The 15,655-nt window shown below is 75.2% G+C and carries 18 protein-coding genes and 1 tRNA gene; 6 read left to right on the forward strand and 13 right to left on the reverse strand.

Annotation, left to right across the window (positions count from 1 at the left end):
- The first annotated feature begins 370 nt into the window (after positions 1–370).
- Positions 371–443, forward strand: a tRNA-Lys gene (locus E4A51_RS06225).
- 238 nt (positions 444–681) lie between these two features.
- On the opposite strand, the gene E4A51_RS06230 is transcribed toward E4A51_RS06225, so the two are convergent.
- From E4A51_RS06230 to E4A51_RS06250, 5 genes are all read right to left on the reverse strand, one after another.
- Complete coding sequence (locus E4A51_RS06230; RefSeq protein WP_134851195.1) at positions 682–873, reverse strand: hypothetical protein; 192 nt, start codon at positions 871–873, stop codon at positions 682–684.
- Between the two features lie 182 nt (positions 874–1,055).
- Positions 1,056–1,589 (reverse strand): SMI1/KNR4 family protein, encoded by a 534-nt coding sequence (locus E4A51_RS06235; protein WP_134851196.1) that lies wholly within the window; start codon positions 1,587–1,589, stop codon positions 1,056–1,058.
- 1 nt (position 1,590) lies between these two features.
- Entirely contained in the window at positions 1,591–2,007 is a 417-nt protein-coding gene (locus E4A51_RS06240; RefSeq protein ID WP_134851197.1) for a hypothetical protein, read from the reverse strand.
- Between the two features lie 130 nt (positions 2,008–2,137).
- A complete protein-coding gene (locus E4A51_RS06245; protein WP_206119965.1) occupies positions 2,138–2,602 on the reverse strand; it encodes a hypothetical protein in 465 nt (154 codons plus the stop codon).
- Positions 2,599–3,405: a hypothetical protein gene (locus tag E4A51_RS06250; RefSeq protein ID WP_134851198.1), complete on the reverse strand. Its 807-nt coding sequence runs from the start codon at positions 3,403–3,405 to the stop codon at positions 2,599–2,601. The genes E4A51_RS06245 and E4A51_RS06250 overlap by 4 nt, the downstream gene beginning before the upstream one ends.
- Positions 3,406–3,611: 206 nt before the next feature.
- On the opposite strand from E4A51_RS06250, the gene E4A51_RS06255 reads away from it, so the two are divergent.
- The 3 genes from E4A51_RS06255 (at position 3,612) to E4A51_RS06265 (ending at position 6,377) form a co-directional block, all read left to right on the forward strand.
- The gene (locus E4A51_RS06255) at positions 3,612–4,703 is read left to right on the forward strand and encodes an NADH:flavin oxidoreductase/NADH oxidase (protein WP_134851199.1); all 1,092 of its coding nucleotides are present in this window, start codon (positions 3,612–3,614) and stop codon (positions 4,701–4,703) included.
- Positions 4,704–4,781: 78 nt separating this feature from the next.
- A complete protein-coding gene (locus tag E4A51_RS06260; RefSeq protein WP_070319287.1) occupies positions 4,782–5,327 on the forward strand; it encodes an MOSC domain-containing protein in 546 nt (181 codons plus the stop codon).
- Between the two features lie 360 nt (positions 5,328–5,687).
- Positions 5,688–6,377 (forward strand): YceI family protein, encoded by a 690-nt coding sequence (locus E4A51_RS06265; protein ID WP_134851200.1) that lies wholly within the window; start codon positions 5,688–5,690, stop codon positions 6,375–6,377.
- A gap of 44 nt (positions 6,378–6,421) precedes the next feature.
- Here E4A51_RS06265 and E4A51_RS06270 read toward each other — a convergent pair whose 3' ends face one another.
- Positions 6,422–7,057: a M15 family metallopeptidase gene (locus E4A51_RS06270; RefSeq protein WP_134851201.1), complete on the reverse strand. Its 636-nt coding sequence runs from the start codon at positions 7,055–7,057 to the stop codon at positions 6,422–6,424.
- A gap of 148 nt (positions 7,058–7,205) precedes the next feature.
- Here E4A51_RS06270 and E4A51_RS06275 point away from each other — a divergent pair, with 148 nt between their 5' ends.
- Positions 7,206–7,874 (forward strand): response regulator transcription factor, encoded by a 669-nt coding sequence (locus tag E4A51_RS06275; RefSeq protein ID WP_046529139.1) that lies wholly within the window; start codon positions 7,206–7,208, stop codon positions 7,872–7,874.
- Positions 7,871–8,980, forward strand: coding sequence for a HAMP domain-containing sensor histidine kinase (locus tag E4A51_RS06280; RefSeq protein WP_134851202.1), 1,110 nt, complete (start codon positions 7,871–7,873; stop codon positions 8,978–8,980). Before E4A51_RS06275 ends, E4A51_RS06280 begins: the two co-directional genes overlap by 4 nt.
- Positions 8,981–9,047: 67 nt before the next feature.
- On the opposite strand, the gene E4A51_RS06285 is transcribed toward E4A51_RS06280, so the two are convergent.
- From E4A51_RS06285 to E4A51_RS06315, 7 genes are all read right to left on the reverse strand, one after another.
- The gene (locus tag E4A51_RS06285) at positions 9,048–10,157 is read right to left on the reverse strand and encodes a VanZ family protein (RefSeq protein ID WP_134851203.1); all 1,110 of its coding nucleotides are present in this window, start codon (positions 10,155–10,157) and stop codon (positions 9,048–9,050) included.
- 24 nt (positions 10,158–10,181) lie between these two features.
- Positions 10,182–11,054 carry a prenyltransferase gene (locus tag E4A51_RS06290; protein WP_070319292.1) on the reverse strand — a complete coding sequence of 291 codons (873 nt, stop codon included), beginning with the start codon at positions 11,052–11,054 and terminating at the stop codon, positions 10,182–10,184.
- On the reverse strand, positions 11,054–11,416 hold the full coding sequence (locus tag E4A51_RS06295; protein WP_070319293.1) for a lycopene cyclase domain-containing protein: 363 nt from the start codon (positions 11,414–11,416) through the stop codon (positions 11,054–11,056). The genes E4A51_RS06290 and E4A51_RS06295 overlap by 1 nt, the downstream gene beginning before the upstream one ends.
- Positions 11,413–11,808: a lycopene cyclase domain-containing protein gene (locus E4A51_RS06300; RefSeq protein ID WP_070319294.1), complete on the reverse strand. Its 396-nt coding sequence runs from the start codon at positions 11,806–11,808 to the stop codon at positions 11,413–11,415. Before E4A51_RS06300 ends, E4A51_RS06295 begins: the two co-directional genes overlap by 4 nt.
- Positions 11,805–13,490, reverse strand: coding sequence for a phytoene desaturase family protein (gene crtI / locus E4A51_RS06305; protein ID WP_134851204.1), 1,686 nt, complete (start codon positions 13,488–13,490; stop codon positions 11,805–11,807). Before crtI ends, E4A51_RS06300 begins: the two co-directional genes overlap by 4 nt.
- Positions 13,487–14,419, reverse strand: a complete 933-nt coding sequence (locus E4A51_RS06310; protein WP_134851205.1) for a squalene/phytoene synthase family protein — start codon at positions 14,417–14,419, stop codon at positions 13,487–13,489. Before E4A51_RS06310 ends, crtI begins: the two co-directional genes overlap by 4 nt.
- Before the next feature lie 71 nt (positions 14,420–14,490).
- Positions 14,491–15,636 carry a polyprenyl synthetase family protein gene (locus E4A51_RS06315; RefSeq protein WP_167748842.1) on the reverse strand — a complete coding sequence of 382 codons (1,146 nt, stop codon included), beginning with the start codon at positions 15,634–15,636 and terminating at the stop codon, positions 14,491–14,493.
- Between the last annotated feature and the right edge of the window lie 19 nt (positions 15,637–15,655).

Here is a 15,655-nt window from a genome sequence, read left to right on the forward strand (position 1 = left end):
CGATCTGCTTGATCGAAGCGTCCCCGCGGCGAGCCACCGCCACGACGTCGTCGCGGAACTCCTTGGGATAGGGCCTGGGCACGGTGCACATCCTTCCAGCGGCGCCCACCGGCACCACACGTGGGTGTCACCTACTCGTGCAGCAGACCCGGCCGCCTTCCACGACGCGGATGCCGAACGGTGGGGCGATCAGGGCTGAGTCACGCGCCCACTCGAACGTGCACTGTCGCTGCTCGGTGGCACTCATGGGCGGTGACCCCCAGGCCGCCCGCACCGGTACGCTGCGACTGGGCGCGTGCGGTCGACCAAGCGCTGAGACTTCCCCCTTTGTCTTCTCCTAGGGTTGTTCAGGCCAAATCCCGCATCACCCGGGCCTCTAGCTCAACTGGCAGAGCAGCGGACTTTTAATCCGCGGGTTGTGGGTTCGATCCCCACGGGGCCCACCGTACTCACTGCACGTTTGCTCGCAGTTGAGCAACTGAGAGGCTCTCCGTGCAGCAGACGTGCAGCAGGCAGTGAGAGCCGCCTCTGCTTGGCGGTGCGCAGAGCGCAGGCAACAGCCTTGGACGGTTGTCCAGTGCCGCACACCCGTCGGCGTCGTACGACGTTCGACGCGTGGAGCCACACGCCTTTGGTCTGCCACCGTCAGTCGCTGATCTCGACGAGGACGTCGCGCCCGACCTAGTCGATCGCGCGCGTGCTGATCCGGTCCTCGCCGTCGTGCTCCCACACGATGCGGGCAACGATGTCGATCGGTGTGCGGCCATCGTGCTGCAGGTGCCGCGGTTGGACCGGGCAGTCGTTGCGGATGCGTCGGTGCGCGGCCGCGAGCTCGGCGTGGCTCGGGCCGGCGTAGGGCGTTGGCTGCGTCACGGGGCCATGCTCGCTCCGATGTGCGACGCGGGCATGGCGAGGCGTCGTCGTGCCCGGCGGGCCGGGTGACGTCGGATGAACCCCTGGTCGTGCGCTCTCGGGTCGTGTGTCCTCTGGTGGCGATGAGGGCGGGGCCCATGCCGCAGCGGACAGGAGTGAAGGCAGTGGACGCCGTGTTGCTCTCAGCGACTCTGTAGGACGTAGTCGAGCGTCTGGCGCGCGATCTCAATGCCGCCGAACCACCACTGACTCACGTCGGGCCACCGGTCAACGAGCTCGTTGGCGAACCACAGCACCTCGTGGCCGACCTCGGTCATCGGCCCGTCGAGGCGCAGAGCCATCACGTCCTGCTGATGCGGTGCGACGAAGATCGGGTAGAGCTGATCGCGCGCAGGGAGACCGTCGACCAGACCGTACTCGTAGAACTGATCCAGGGCAGCGTTCCCGCGCTCCCACAGCGGTCCCATCCCGAGGCCCCGTGTCCCTAGGACGTCGCCGTCGAGGAAAGCCCCGGGCCAGCCGTCGGCGTGATGCAGGAGCTCGCGAAAGCCGTCGTCGAGAGGATGACCGAGTCGCTCCTCCGCCTTCTTGATCGACTCCTCGTCCGCACCGAGGCGGGGCGCAGACAGCGGGTAGACGCCAGGCGCAGCCTGAGAGATCTGCGTCGCGACGATGCCCATCTCGCCGAGGAGCACATCCCATCGAGTGCGCGTCATGTCAGCCTCCTGTGATCTGCGGGTACAGACGCCCGTCGACGAACTTGACCTGGAAGATCGTTGGTCGGTAGCCGATCGGGTAGGCACGGGATGACCCGCCCAGGCTCGCGTTCACGCGCTGGGTCTGATCGTGCCACTCACGACCGACGGCCGAGCCGGTCCACGTCGTGTCGGGGCCGTGCCCGACCTGCCACTTGTAGGGCGTGCCGGCCGTGATCGCGCGCGCACGTTCCGCTGCGGCGGCAGCAGACGCACGGGCGCGCAACGCGCCCTCGGTGCTGACGCGACCCGTCGGTGACAGTGTGCCCTCGAGCCGCGCTGCGTTCGCCGTGTCGACGTATCTCGTGAGCTGGGCGACTTCCACGTCCAGGAGGTCCGCTCGAGCGGCGAATCCGCGGGTTGTGGGTTCGATCCCCACGGGGCCCACCCGGACCGACTGCACATCGGACCACCGCACCGCAGGGTGGCTCGCTCGAGTCCCGGCGGCGAGCCCGCGTATGGAACGCGGAGCCCTCGGCCAGCGCGTGCACCCGAGGTGATGCCCGACGTCACGGCGCTCTGCACCCGGCCCGAGCGCAGTCCGACGCCTCCTCACCGTCGACGCGCACCACGACCGCATGGTCGAGCCTCCCTCGCCGCAGGACCGCGAGCGCCTCGGAGGTCACGTGCAGGAGCAGGTCGTCGTCGACCCACAGGTCGTCCGTGCCGCGCCGGCCCGTCACCTGCAGCCACCGGAATCGCGGCGGCCCCGGGGCATGGCGCTCGGCGTACTCCTCGCTGGTGCTGATCGTGACGTCCGCGAGCGTGAACCCCGTCAGGCTGCTCGCACGCAGCCGCGACCCAAGCGACTCCGTCACCACGAAGCACGGGAACGTCTCGAGCAGGTCGTCGCCGAGCCACCCCTCCAGGTGGAGGTGCAGCACCTCGACGCGCGGCGGGTGCACCGCACGGTCCATGACGGTGCCGGGACCCAGCCCACCGGCGACCTCGGGCTCGACGGTGTGCTCGCTCAAAGGTCGTCCCCCGCCAACGGCACCCTCACCCGCAACGCCCGCTCGCGCGTCTGCCGGGCGGCGGCGGTGAGCGGCTGCACCGGCAGCCCGACCCGCACCCGCGCCGCGTCGTCGGGCCGCGCAGGGTCGTAGAGCGCCTGCGCGGGCACGGCGAACGCCCGGCGGGGCACGACGGTCCGCACCGCGTGCCGCACGCCGCGGGCGTCGTCGAAGTGCAGGGTGCCGAGCACGCGCCCCTGCTCGTCGGTGTCGTAGTCGGTGACGCGCGCCCACGCGGCGCGACGTCCCGCGAGCCGCGCGAGGGTCCCCACGCGACGCACGTGCCTCACCAGAGCGACGAGGGTCGCGGCGACCGCGAGCGCGAGCAGCACCCCGGTGATGACCATCGGCACGCGCACGGCCCCGGCCGTGACCAGCCCCTCGGCGACGGCGCCCCGCCACCCGAGCAGCAGCGCCGACGTCGCGACGACCGCGGCGACCGCCGGCGCGACCCACCGCACCACGCCGGCACCGAGCAGGGCTCCGAGCACGATCGCCATGCCGCCGAGCGACGGCGCCGCCCCGGCGAAGTCGTTCGTCGCGCACGACCCGCCGCCGCAGTCCCACCGCACGAGGCTCGCCTCGTGCGCGCCGAGCCGCAGCATCCACCAGCCGAGCGTGAGCAGCGCGACCGCCGCGAGAGCCAGTGCGGTGCGGCGCTCGGGGCGGGGTGCGAGGGCTCGCGCGAGCGCGGCGTCCTCGGCGTCGAGGCCGGTGGGCTGCTGGCGGGGGTGCCCGGCGGACCGGGCGGGCGTGCTGGTCACACCCCCATCCTGCCAACCGCGCGCGACGTCGGGCGCACGCGGGCGCACCCGGTCCCCCGCGCGCCGAGCGGGTGGCGCCCGCTCCGACGCACGTCGCTCGGTCCCGTCCGGCGCACCCTCATCACCGGACGTACGCTCGCTTCCGGACCGCCCCGACCCTCGGGTCCGACGGCCCGGACCCCGCACCTCCCCCGGAAGGCACCCGCATGTCCGCGCTGTTCTCCCCGCTGTCGATCCGTGGCACGACGTTCGCGCACCGCGTGTGGATGGCGCCGATGTGCCAGTACTCGGCGGCCGCCGACGGGCCGGACGCGGGTGCGCCGAACGCGTGGCACGTGCAGCACTACGGCTCGCGCGCGGTGGGCGGGGTCGCGCACGTGATCGTCGAGGCGACGGCCGTGACGGCCGACGGGCGCATCAGCCCGTTCGACCTGGGCCTGTGGGACGACGCGCAGGTCGCGGCGCACCGCACGGTGACCGACCTGGTGCACGCGCAGGGCGTGGTCGCGGGCGTGCAGCTCGCGCACGCGGGCCGCAAGGCCAGCACCGACGCGCCGTGGCGCGGCGGCAGCCCGCTCGCGGACGGTGCGGGCGGCTGGCCTGTCGTCGGGCCGAGCGAGGTGGCGTTCAGCGACGCGCACCCGACGCCGCACGCCCTGACGGTCGAGGAGGTCGCGGACGTCGTGGCGGCGTTCGCGGACGCCGCGCGCCGTGCGGTCGCGGCGGGGTACGACGTGGTCGAGGTGCACGCCGCGCACGGGTACCTGCTGCACCAGTTCTGCTCGCCGGACTCGAACGTGCGCGACGACGCGTACGGCGGCTCGTTCGAGAACCGCACGCGCCTGGTGCGCGAGGTCGTCACGGCGGTGCGCGCCGCGGTGCCGGACATGATGCCCGTGCTCGTGCGGGTGTCCGCGACGGACTGGGTCGAGCCGGCCGGCTGGACGGGCGACGACACGGTGCGCCTCGCGCGGGACCTCGCACCGCTGGGCGTCGACATGGTGCACGTGTCGTCGGGCGGCAACCTGCCGCACGTGCGCATCCCCACGGGTCCGGCGTACCAGGTGCCGCTCGCGGCGCGCGTGCGCGCCGAGGCGGGCGTGCCGACGGTCGCCGTGGGGCTCATCACGGACCCGCAGGACGCCGAGCGGGTCGTGGCCGACGGGTCCGCCGACGCGGTCGCGCTGGGCCGCCCGCTGCTCGCCGACCCGGCGTGGCCGCACCGCGCCGCCGCCGCCCTGGGCGCCGACCTCGCGCTCGCCCCGCAGTACGAGCGCGCCCGCTCCCTCCTCGCCTGAGCACGCGCCTGAGTCCTCGCCCGACCCGTGACGGGCCCCGGCTGCGGGCCACCCGCTGTCGCCGCCTACCCTGGCTGCGTGGCCTCGATCCTCGCCGTGTGCGTCGTGCACGCCCTCCGTCCTGACTCCGGCCCGGTGGGCGTCACCGCGATCGACAAGCGCCCGGTCGACGGCCCGGTGAAGGTGGGCCCGCTGGGGCTGTACGCGGACGTGCAGGCGGACCGCAAGCACCACGGCGGCGAGGCGCAGGCCGTGTACGCGTACGGGCAGGACGACGCCGACCACTGGGCGGCCGCGCTGGGCCGCGACCTCCCGCCGGGCTGGTTCGGCGAGAACCTGCGCGTCGCGGGCCTGGACCCGAACGCGGCGCGCGTCGGCGAGCGGTGGCACGTCGGCGACCGCGTGGTGCTCGAGGTGACCGGCCCACGCACGCCGTGCTCGACGTTCGCGCGCTGGGTCGGCGGCGACGACGAGCGCGGCTGGGTCAAGCGGTTCGCGCAGGAGCGCCGCGTGGGTGCGTACCTGCGGGTGGTGCAGCGGGGGCAGGTGCGGGCGGGCGACGCGGTGGTCGTCGAGCCGGGCCCCGCCGACGCCCCGACGGTGCGGGACCTCCTGCACGTCTGACGGCCTGCGGGCGTCGCCCGTCCGCCGTCACCCGCCCCGCGGATCGCACGCCCGTCAGCACGTGCCGTCCCACCCCTCGACCGGCGGCGCCTTCGACACCCGCCCCTCCGCGCCGACACTCCGCACGACACACCGTCGCGCGCACCCCTCGTGCGGGTGAAACGTTCCGGATGTCCTGGTTCACGCCCGCCGGATGGTTGAATCTTCTCTCACCGCCGTGCGTACCGAGCGCACGTCTCCGACGGTGGAGAGGCCGGCGGCACGCCCGCCGGCGAGCGCAGCAGCCGACGACGCCCGCCCCTCGCGTCGCGCGCCCGCGCGGCCCACGGGCCGGGCCGGACGACGTGGGGACGAGGACGCATGAGCGACACGACGCAGGCCACGCAGCGACCCGTGCGCGCGTGGCAGGGCCTGGAGATCCCCGCCCCGGGCGCGTACGAGCTCGACGAGGCGCACAAGCGCGTCGGGTTCGTCGCGCAGCACATGATGGTCAGCCCGGTGCGCGGCGAGTTCGCGCGCGCGGCGGCCACCGTCGTGGTCGGCGACGACCCGCTCACGTCGTCGGTGCGCGCGATCATCGCGACCGAGAGCCTGACCACGCACCACGACGACCGCGACGCGCACCTCAAGGGCGAGGACTTCCTCGACGTCACGCGCTTCCCCACGATCGAGTTCCGCAGCACGGGCGTCACGTGGCAGGGCCAGCAGGACGCGATCCTGCAGTGGGCGCGGCTGCGCAACCGCAACGCCGACCGGCAGCGCGTCTCGGCCGACACGATCGAGCGCGCCGACCGGCACCGCTCGCGGTTCGACGTCACGGGCGACCTGCGCATCCGCGACGTGACGCGCTCGGTCACGCTGCGCATGGACTTCGGCGGCGCGCGGCGCGACCCGTACGGACGCGACATCTTCGGCTTCCACGCGACCACGGAGATCGACCGCGAGGACTTCGGCCTCGTGTGGAACGTCGCGCTCGAGACCGGCGGCTGGCTCGTGGGCCGCACGGTCCGCATCGAGATCGCGGGCGAGGCGATCCGCCAGACCGCCTGACGCCGGCGCGAGCCGGGACGCCGCGCCGCCCACGAGCCCCCGGATCAGCTCGACCCGTCCGCCTTCGCCGGCGGGCACTCGCCCCCGGGCTCGGTGACGAGCTCGAAGTGCCACATCTCGTTGGCGTACGTCGTGCACAGGCCGTAGCGCGTGCCGTGCTGGGCGAGCCAGCTGTCGGCGTCGGTGTAGCCGATGTCCACGGCGTCGCCCGTGACGTGGCGCGACAGCTCGGGCGTGCTGACCCACTTGCGGGCCTCCTCGAGGCTGCCGCGGGTGCGCACCGCCTCGTCCAGCAGGTGCTGCTGGTAGTGCGCGCTGCGCCAGCCCGACGTCACGACCATCTCGACGCCGCGCGCCCCGGCGTCGGTCGTCGCCTGCTCGACCGCGGCGCGCAGCGCGGGGTCGAGGTTCGCGATCGCGGGCAGGTGCGTGTCGAAGATCGTCACGCCGTCGCCGCGGTCGATGACGCCGTCCTCGACGCCGGGCTCCCGGTCGGGGTCGAGGTCGAGGTCGGGCTGGGGCGCGTCTCCCGCGGCGGACGGCACGCCGCCCCCGGGGGCTCCCGACGCGGCCGAGCCCAGCAGGCCCGCGCCCGTGAGGGCCCACGTGACCGCCACGACCACGACGACCACGGTCCCGACGAGCACGAGCGCGCGACGCCGACGAGTGGGGGTGTCCATGTGTTCCTCTCCGCACCGCCCTGGTCCGGGGGTGCGGACCGACTCCACCAGCGGGGACGTTGCGCGGGCGTGACGCGCGCAGCTCACGTTTCCGCAACACGGCCCGGCCTACGCTCGAGGTCCGGACGACGACCACGAGGGGGACGCGATGCGGGTGCTGGTCGTCGAGGACGAGCCGTTCCTCGCCGAGGCGCTGCAGGCGGGGCTGCGGCTCGAGGCGATCGCGGCGGACGTCGCGCTCGACGGCGACGACGCGCTCGAGCGGATCGCGGTGAACGACTACGACGTCGTGGTCCTGGACCGCGACCTGCCCGGCACGCACGGCGACGACGTGTGCCGCGTCGTGGCGCGCGACCACCCCGGCACGCGCGTGCTCATGCTCACGGCCGCCACGCGCCTGCAGGACAAGGTCGGCGGCTTCCGCCTGGGCGCCGACGACTACCTCACCAAGCCGTTCGAGCTCGCCGAGCTGGTGGTGCGGCTGCACGCGCTGTCGCGCCGGCCCGTGGCCGCGGCGCCGCCCGTGCTCGAGCACGCGGACCTGCGGCTCGACCCGTTCCGCCGCGAGGTGTACCGCGCGGGACGGTACGTGCGGCTCACGCGCAAGCAGTTCGCGGTCCTGCACCTGCTCATGCAGGCCGACGGGGGCGTGGTCAGCGCCGAGACGCTGCTGGAGAAGGCGTGGGACGAGCACGCCGACCCGCTGACGACCGCGCCGCGCGTGACCGTCTCGACGTTGCGCAAGGCCCTGGGCGAGCCCGATCTCATCACGACCGTGCCCGGCGCCGGGTACCGCCTGGGCGGGGCGGACGCGTGACCGGCGCGCCCCCGCCCGTACGCGTCAGCGCGCGGCTGCGGCTCGCGCTGAGCTACGCGCTGTTCCTCGTCGCGGCGGGCGCGATCCTGCTGTTCGGCGTGTACGTCGTGCTGCGCTACGTGCCGGACTACCCGCTCACGGCCGCGAACCCGCGCGACTCGGGCGGCACGGTCGTCGCGACCCGCGGCGAGATCCTGCAGGCCGTCGTCGGCGTGTCGGGGTTCGCGCTCGCGGCGCTCGCGATCGTCGGGATGGTGGGCGGCTGGCTGCTCGCGGGGTGGGTGCTGCGACCGCTGCAGCGCATCACCGAGGCCGTCCGCGTCGCCGCCGGCGACCGCGGCCACCGGGTCGCGCTGGGTGGCCGCAACGACGAGTTCCGGCAGGTCGCCGACGCGGTCGACCACATGCTCGACGAGCTGCACGCGGCCTACGAGGTGCAGGAGCGCTTCGCGGCCAACGCGTCGCACGAGCTGCGCACGCCGCTGGCCGTGACCGCGACGATGCTGGAGGTCGCCGCACGCGACCCCGAGGGCCAGGACTACCCGGTGCTGGTCGAGCGGCTGCGCGTGACGAACGCGCGCGCGATCACGCTCACCGAGGCGCTGCTGCGGCTCGCGGACGCGCAGGCCGTGGGCGCGCGTGCCGACGTCGTGGACCTCGCCACGCTGGTCCGCGCGTCGCTCACGGAGAACGCCGACGAGGCCGCGCGGCGCGGCGTCACGGTGACGACGGCGCTCGCGCCGGCCCGCGTGGTGGGCGACCCGAGCCTGCTGGCGCAGCTCGTGACCAACCTCGTCCAGAACGCGCTGCGGCACAGCGGGACCGACGGGCGCGCGCACGTGACGACGACGACCGACGCCGTCGACCGCACCGCCGTGCTCGTGGTCGGGACGACCGGCGCGGTGTTCACCCCCGAGGCCGCGGCGCGCCTCGTCGAGCCGTTCCTGCGCGGCGCGGGGCGCCTGGCGCGCGGTGCGGGCGGCCACGGGCTCGGGCTGGCGCTCGTGGACCGCATCGTCACGACGCACGACGGCACGCTCGACATCACGCCGCGCGCGGCCGGCGGGCTCGACGTCCGGGTCGCGCTCCCCGCCGCACGCCCCTGAACCGCCGAGGGGGACAGCACGGGGAGACACCGCGAGGAGTCTCCCCGACCCCGCCCGGCCCGTGCCGTCAGCCGCGCACGTCCACGACGTCGGCACCCGTCAGCGTCCCCGACAGCCCGCGCCGCCCGCGCGTGAACGGCACCGCGAGCACGGCGGCGACCACGAGCAGCGTCGCGAGCAGCCCGGCGAGCGAGCCGACCGGCTCGGGGACGCCGGGCACGTCGGCGAGCCCGTCGAGCACCCACCACGCCCCGCCGACGACGCCGGCCCGCGCGACCCGCTGCGCGACGCCGCCGACGCGCCCCGCCCACCGCGGCCCCAGCCACACGACGCGCTGACCCCACGACGCGCCGTCGCCCACGAACGGCGGCACCACGAACACCGCGACCCACGGCACGGCGAGCCCGAGCACGGCCTCGACGCCGGGCCGGGACCCGGGCTCCTGCCCCGCGACGGCCTCGCCGACGCGCCACAGCGTCAGCAGCACCGTGGCGAGCGTGGTGGCGAGCGCCCAGTCGAGCAGCATGCCGGTCCAGCGCCGCCACACCGTGACGGGTCGGGGCTGCCGACGAGCGACCTCGAGCGCCTGCACGCTGGGGACGACGCGCAGCACGAGCGGTGCGACGAGCGCTCCGAGCAGCGCGCCGAGGGTGTTCATGAGCACGTCGTCGACGTCCGCGACGCGGTACGAGCACGGGATGATCCCGAAGATCCCCGTGTACTGCGTGGTCTCGATCAGCACCGACGCCGCGAGCCCGCTGAGGGTCGCGACGAGCACGCCGCGGCGCAGCAGCGCGCGCACCGCCACGCCCCACGGCACGAACAGCACGACGTTGAGCACGACCTGCAGCACCGCGGCCGACAGCAGCGTCGCGCGCACGCCGAGGCCGGCGGTGTCGGTGCGGATGTCGGCGAGGAACCCGAGGGGTCGCAGGTTGTGGCCCGCCGCGTGCTGCGCGCACCACTGCGCGAGGTCGCCCGTGGGCAGCGGCAGCAGCGTGTACGCGGCGAGCCCGACGGCGTACGTCGTGACCGCGGCGACCAGCAGCACGCGCCGCCCCGACAGCCGGCCGTAGCGGCGGTACTGCCACGCGACGACCGGCAGGAAGATCGCCGCGAACAGCAGCGTCCCGCCGATGACCCCCACGTACGCCGGCCACGTCCACGCGTCGCGCACGCGGTCCTCCGTCCCGTCCGGCGGCTACGCGCCGAGCGCGACCGCGATGAGCAGCATCGTCACGAGGAACCCCGTGAGCAGGTTGAGCCAGAGGAACGTACGCCAGCCCACGTTGGCCCGCTCGCACGTCTCGTCGGTCACCCGCCGGAACCGCCACGTGCTCACGGCGTACGGCAGCGGCAGCAGCGCGGCGAGCACGCCGGGCCACGGCAGCGCGAGCAGCAGCAGCGCCGCGAGGACGTACGCGCCGGTCGCGGCGAGCACCGTGGGGCGCGCGCCGAGGACGGTCGCGACCGACCCGATGCCGCCCGCGCGGTCGGCCTGCACGTCCTGCACGGCGCCGAACGCGTGCGAGGCCATGCCCCACAGCAGGAACGCGACGAGCACGGGCCACGTGGTGCGCGCGGTCAGGTCCGCGCCGGCCAGCACCAGGGCGTACAGCAGCGGTCCGACGAAGTGCACGGACGACGACAGCGAGTCCAGGACGGGCCGCTCCTTGAACCGCAGCCGCGGCGCCGAGTACGCGACGACGTCGAGCAGCACGACGAGCAGCACGACGCCCGCGAGCGGCGACCCGAGCGCGAGCAGCCACACCACGAACGGCACGGTCGTCAGCAGGCAGGCCCACAGGATCCGGCGGTGCACGGCACGCGCCCGCTCGGGTGCGACCAGCCCGCCCTCGATGCCGCCCTTGCGGGGGTTGGCCAGGTCGGACGCGTAGTCGAACACGTCGTTGATCCCGTACATCAGCAGGTTGTACGGGATCAGGAAGAACAGCGTCCCGACGACGAGCCGGACATCGACCAGCCCACCGGTGACCATGAGCCACCCGGCGGCGAACGGGTAGGCGGTGTTGACCCAGGAGAACGGCCGCGAGGCCGCGAGCACCTCGCGCATCAGCCGGCGACCTCATCGTCGAGCCCCGAGGGTGCCGCCGGCCCCGTCGCGGCCGCGCGGGCGTGCGACGACGTGCGCGGCGAGCGCCCGAGCACCACCCACAGGACGGGCACGAACACCGCGGCGGCGATCGCGTACGCGAAGTCCTCGAGCGGCGCGCCCCAGACGTACACGCCGAGGATCTTGTCGGTCGCGTACTCGTACAGGCCGACGTCGATCATGATCGTGTCGAACACCATCGTCAGCAGGCACACGTGCACGCTCGCCCACAGCAGCGGCCACCCGCGCATCCGCCGCAGCACGGGCCACGACACGGCCGTGAGCGCCACGAGCACCAGCACGTTCATGACGATGTTGGTCACGCGGCACCCCCCGCGTCGTCGGGACGCCCGGAGCGGCCTGCGTCGTCGGTCGCCGCGAGCGCGCGCCGCCCGGCCTCCCGCTGCGCGGCCGTGACGTCGAACCACCGCCACAGCAGCAGGCCCACGTAGCACAGCAGCGTGAGGAAGAACGCCTCCTCGAGCGGCAGCTCGGGCGCGAGCAGCACGCCGGTCATGTGCGGCGAGTCCCCGCGCGCGAAGATGCCGAGCGCGAGCCCCGCGAGGTCCCACAGCAGGAACCCGACGACGCCCAGCCCGACGGTCCACGCCGAGCGCCGGGCGTCGTACCAGAACGCGAGCCGGAACCGCCGGTCGAGCAGCGCGAGCCCGCCCAGCGAGACCGCGAGCGCGCCGAGGTAGGCGAACCCGATCACGCGCGCACCCCGCCCCGGCGGACGTCGTCACGGCCCGCGGCGACGCGCGACCACAGGCCGCGCGGCAGGCCCGCACCCAGGTAGCCGGGGCGCAGCGGTGCGGGCAGCGGGCGGCCGGACGTCTCGCCCAGCAGTCGCTTGGCGACGAGCTCGGCGCCGATGAGCACCATCGGCAGCCCGACGCCGGGCACGGTGCCGCCGCCGACGTGCAGCAGGTTCGGCACGCGGTGCGACGCGACGCCGGGCCGGAACATCGCCGACTGGCGCAGCGTGTGCTCCATGCCGAGCGCGGTGCCGCGCCACGCGGACATGTCGCGCGCGAAGTCCGCGGGCCCGACGACCCGGCGCAGCACGGTGCGCTCGCGCAGGTCACTGATCCCCGCCCACGACGCGAGCTGGTCGAGGTACCGGTCGGCGTGCGCGTCGAGCTCGCCGGGACGCGTGCCGATCGCCGGGTCGGCGGGGAACGGCACGAGCACGAAGAGGTTCTCGTGGCCCGCGGGGGCGGCGGTCGGGTCCGACGCGGTCGTGCGCGACACGTACAGCGACGCGACGTCGGGCACGTGCAGCCCCGACGGCGGCGTCGAGCGGCCGGGCCCGAGGATCGCGTCGAAGTTGCCCGGCCAGTCGCGCGTGAAGAACAGCGAGTGGTGCGCGAGCTCGGGCAGCTCGCCGCGCACGCCCGCCATGACGAGCAGCGCCGAGATCCCGGGGCCGCGGCGGTCCCACACGTCGGCGGGCAGGTCGGCGTGGGCGGGGTCGAGCAGCGCGGTCTCGGTGTGGTGCCGGTCGGCCGCGGACACGACGACGTCGGCCGCCAGCCGGGTGCCGTCGGCCAGCAGCACGGCGCGCGCGGTGCCCCGGCGGCGCGGCTCGCGCGGCGTGCGGGGCGCGTCCTCGACCTCGATGCCGACGACGTCGGCACCCGTGCGCACGTCCACGCCCTCCTCGACCGCGACCTTCTCGAGCGCCTCGACGAGCGTGTACATGCCACCGCGGGGGTAGTAGACGCCCTCGCCGAGGTCGAGGTGGCTCATGAGGGAGTACAGCGCGGGCACCCGGTAGGGCGAGGACCCGAGGAACACGGCGTGGTAGCCGAGCACCTGCCGCAGCACGGGGTGCTCGACCGTGCGCGCGATCCGGGCGGCGAGCGGTTCGGTGAGCAGCCGCGCGAGCGTGCCGGAACGCCGCACCACGTCGGTCGACAGCGCGCGGTCGGGACGCTCGAAGGTCGTGTACAGGAAGTGGTCGAGCGCGGTGCGGTAGGCCTCTCCCGCGTCGTCGACGTAGCGCCGGATCGCGGCCCCCGCACCCGGCTCGAGCGCGTCGAACGTCGCGGCGTTCGCCACGGGGTCCGCGACCACCTCGAACGGGTCGACGCCCTGCCCGGGCTCGGGGAACAGCCGGTACGCGGGGTCGAGGCGCTGCAGCTCGACGTGCTCCGCGAGGTCGCGGCCGAGCAGCGCGAACGTGTGCTCGAACACCTCGGGCATGAACCACCAGGACGGCCCGGTGTCGAACCGGAACCCGTCCTGCTCCCACGTGCCGGCGCGGCCGCCGAGGCGGTCGTGCCGCTCCAGCAGCGTGACCTGCGCGCCGCCCCGGGCCAGCAGCGCGGCGGTCGCGAGTCCGCCGACGCCCCCGCCGACCACGACGACGTGCACGGGCGCGTGCGCGCTCACCGGGCCACCGCCCGTCGCACGCGCCGCACCGGGCCCGCCTGCCGCACGCGGTCGCCCGCCTCGTCGGCCAGCACGCCCCCGACGGCGCGGGCGACGACGAGCGCCTTGACCGGGCCGGGCACGCGCACGCGCCGCTCGCGCAGCACCTCGACCGGCGTGGCGGCGAGGTCGGCCAGCAGCCGGTCGTACAGGCCGGTGGTCGCTGCCACGGCGCACCGGGCGCGGGTCGGCAGCAGCGGCAGCGCGGCGCGCGCCCGCGCCAGGTCCCCCGCGATCTCGTCGAGCACGGCCCGCACGTCGTCCTCCGTCAGGTGCGCCGGGTCGACGCCCGGCAGGTAGGCGCGGCCCAGGTCGCCGGAGTCGGCGGCGAGGTCCCGCAGGAAGTTGATCTTCTGGAACGCAGCGCCGAGCGCGCGCGCACCGGCCACCGCCTCGGGCGCGGGGTCGACGCGCGGGTCGCCGAGGCGGAGTTCCGCGTCGAGGAACACGCGCAGGCACATGACGCCCACCACCTCGGCGGACCCGTAGACGTACCGCTCGTAGCTCTCGCGGTCGTGCGTGCGGACCGTGAGGTCGGCGCGCATCGACGCGAAGAACGGGTCGATCTCGGCGTGGCCGATGCCGGTGCGGCGCGCGGTGCGCGCGAACGCGTGCACGACGACGTTCGTCGAGTAGCCGGTGCGCAGCGCGCGGGCGACCTGCTCCTCGAGCTCGTCGAGCTCGGCGCCGGCGTCGGGGCCGCGGTAGGTGTCGACGACCTCGTCCGCGAGGCGCACGAGCGCGTAGACCGCCTCGATGTCGCGCCGCGCGCGGCCGCCGAGCAGCCGCGTGCCCAGCCCGAAGGAGGTGGAGTAGGCGCGCAGCACCACGGCGCTCGCCCGTGTCGCGGTCGTGTCGTACAGGACCTGGCCGGTGGGGGCCGTGCGCATGTCGTGCGTCCTCGTCTCGGGGCGGGTCGTGCGGGTGGTGCGGTCCTGCTGCTGCGGCGGGGCTGTCGGGCTCAGCGCTCGCGCCCGGCCAGGTCGTCGACCACGCCGTGCAGGTACGTGGCCAGCGGTTCCGGCAGGGTCGTGGCGAGCGTACGCGCGATGTCGGCGTGGCGGGCGGCCGACGTGCGGACGGCCTCGACGGCACCGGTCGCGTGCAGCACGGCGCGCACGGCGTCGGCGCCGTCGGCGTCGAGCTCCGGGCGTCCGACGTGCGCGTCGAGCACCGCGGTCTGGGCGGCGTCGGCACGCCGGTACGCGATCCGCAGGAGCTCGGTGCGCTTGCCCTCGCGCAGGTCGGAGAGCACGGACTTGCCGGTGACCGCGGGGTCGCCGACCGCGCCGAGCTCGTCGTCGACGAGCTGGTAGGCGACGCCGAGCGCGGTGCCGACGTCGGCGAGCACGGCCCGCGCACCGGGCGCGGCGCCGGCCAGCACGGCGCCGGACTCGAGCGGCACGCGGAACGAGTACACCGCGGTCTTGAGCTCGGCGACGAGGAGCGCGTCGACGTCGGCGGGCGCCGCGAGCGCGCCCCGCACGTCGAGCAGCTCGCCGCCGACGGTCGTGCCGACGCCGTCGGCCAGCAGGCGCAGCAGCTCGGGCAGGGCGCCGGGTGCGGCGGGGGCGGCGCCGGCGAGCAGGCCGAACGCCTGCGCGAGCGCGGCGTCGCCGGCCAGCAGCGCACCGGCCGCGGCCTGCTGCCCGGCCACCGCGGGTCCGTGACCTTGCGCGGCGACGCGGGCGCGCGTGCGCCCGGCGACGTTCGCGCGACCGCGGCGCACCTCGTCGTGGTCGAGCAGGTCGTCGTGCACGAGCATCGCGGTGTGCAGCAGCTCGTGCGCGGCGGCGAGGTGCGCGGCGGCGCCGACGTCGGTGCCGCCGAGGCCGAGGTAGGCGGCGGCCGCGAGCCGGGGACGCATGAGCTTGCCGCCGAGCACGGCGTCGAGGTCGCCCCACAGCTCGCCGCACGCGGGGTCCTCGGCGGCGGCGCGCGTGCGCTGGGACGCGAGGACGTCGCGCAGCAGGTGCTCGGCCGCGACGGTCACGTGCTCGACGCCGTGGGCGAGGAGCGCCCCGTGCGCTCCCCCCTGGGCAGCGGCGTCGTCGTCGGGGAGGATCGGGTGACCGGCGCTGCACCGGTGGACGTCGCCCTGGCTCACGTGCTCCCCTCCCTGCCGT

The organism is Cellulomonas sp. HD19AZ1 (assembly GCF_004535805.1).
In the GTDB taxonomy this organism is placed as follows: Bacteria; Actinomycetota; Actinomycetes; order Actinomycetales; family Cellulomonadaceae; genus Cellulomonas; species Cellulomonas iranensis.

Excerpts from the sequence above, each read along its gene's own strand:
- E4A51_RS06255 (WP_134851199.1), top strand. The coding sequence starts at position 3,612 with ATGTCCGCGCTGTTCTCCCCGCTGTCGATCCGTGGCACGACGTTCGCG.
- E4A51_RS06310 (WP_134851205.1), bottom strand. The coding sequence starts at position 14,419 with ATGCGCACGGCCCCCACCGGCCAGGTCCTGTACGACACGACCGCGACA.
- E4A51_RS06270 (WP_134851201.1), bottom strand. The coding sequence starts at position 7,057 with ATGGACACCCCCACTCGTCGGCGTCGCGCGCTCGTGCTCGTCGGGACC.
- E4A51_RS06290 (WP_070319292.1), bottom strand. The coding sequence starts at position 11,054 with ATGCGCGAGGTGCTCGCGGCCTCGCGGCCGTTCTCCTGGGTCAACACC.
- E4A51_RS06235 (WP_134851196.1), bottom strand. The coding sequence starts at position 1,589 with ATGACGCGCACTCGATGGGATGTGCTCCTCGGCGAGATGGGCATCGTC.
- E4A51_RS06275 (WP_046529139.1), top strand. The coding sequence starts at position 7,206 with ATGCGGGTGCTGGTCGTCGAGGACGAGCCGTTCCTCGCCGAGGCGCTG.
- E4A51_RS06265 (WP_134851200.1), top strand. The coding sequence starts at position 5,688 with ATGAGCGACACGACGCAGGCCACGCAGCGACCCGTGCGCGCGTGGCAG.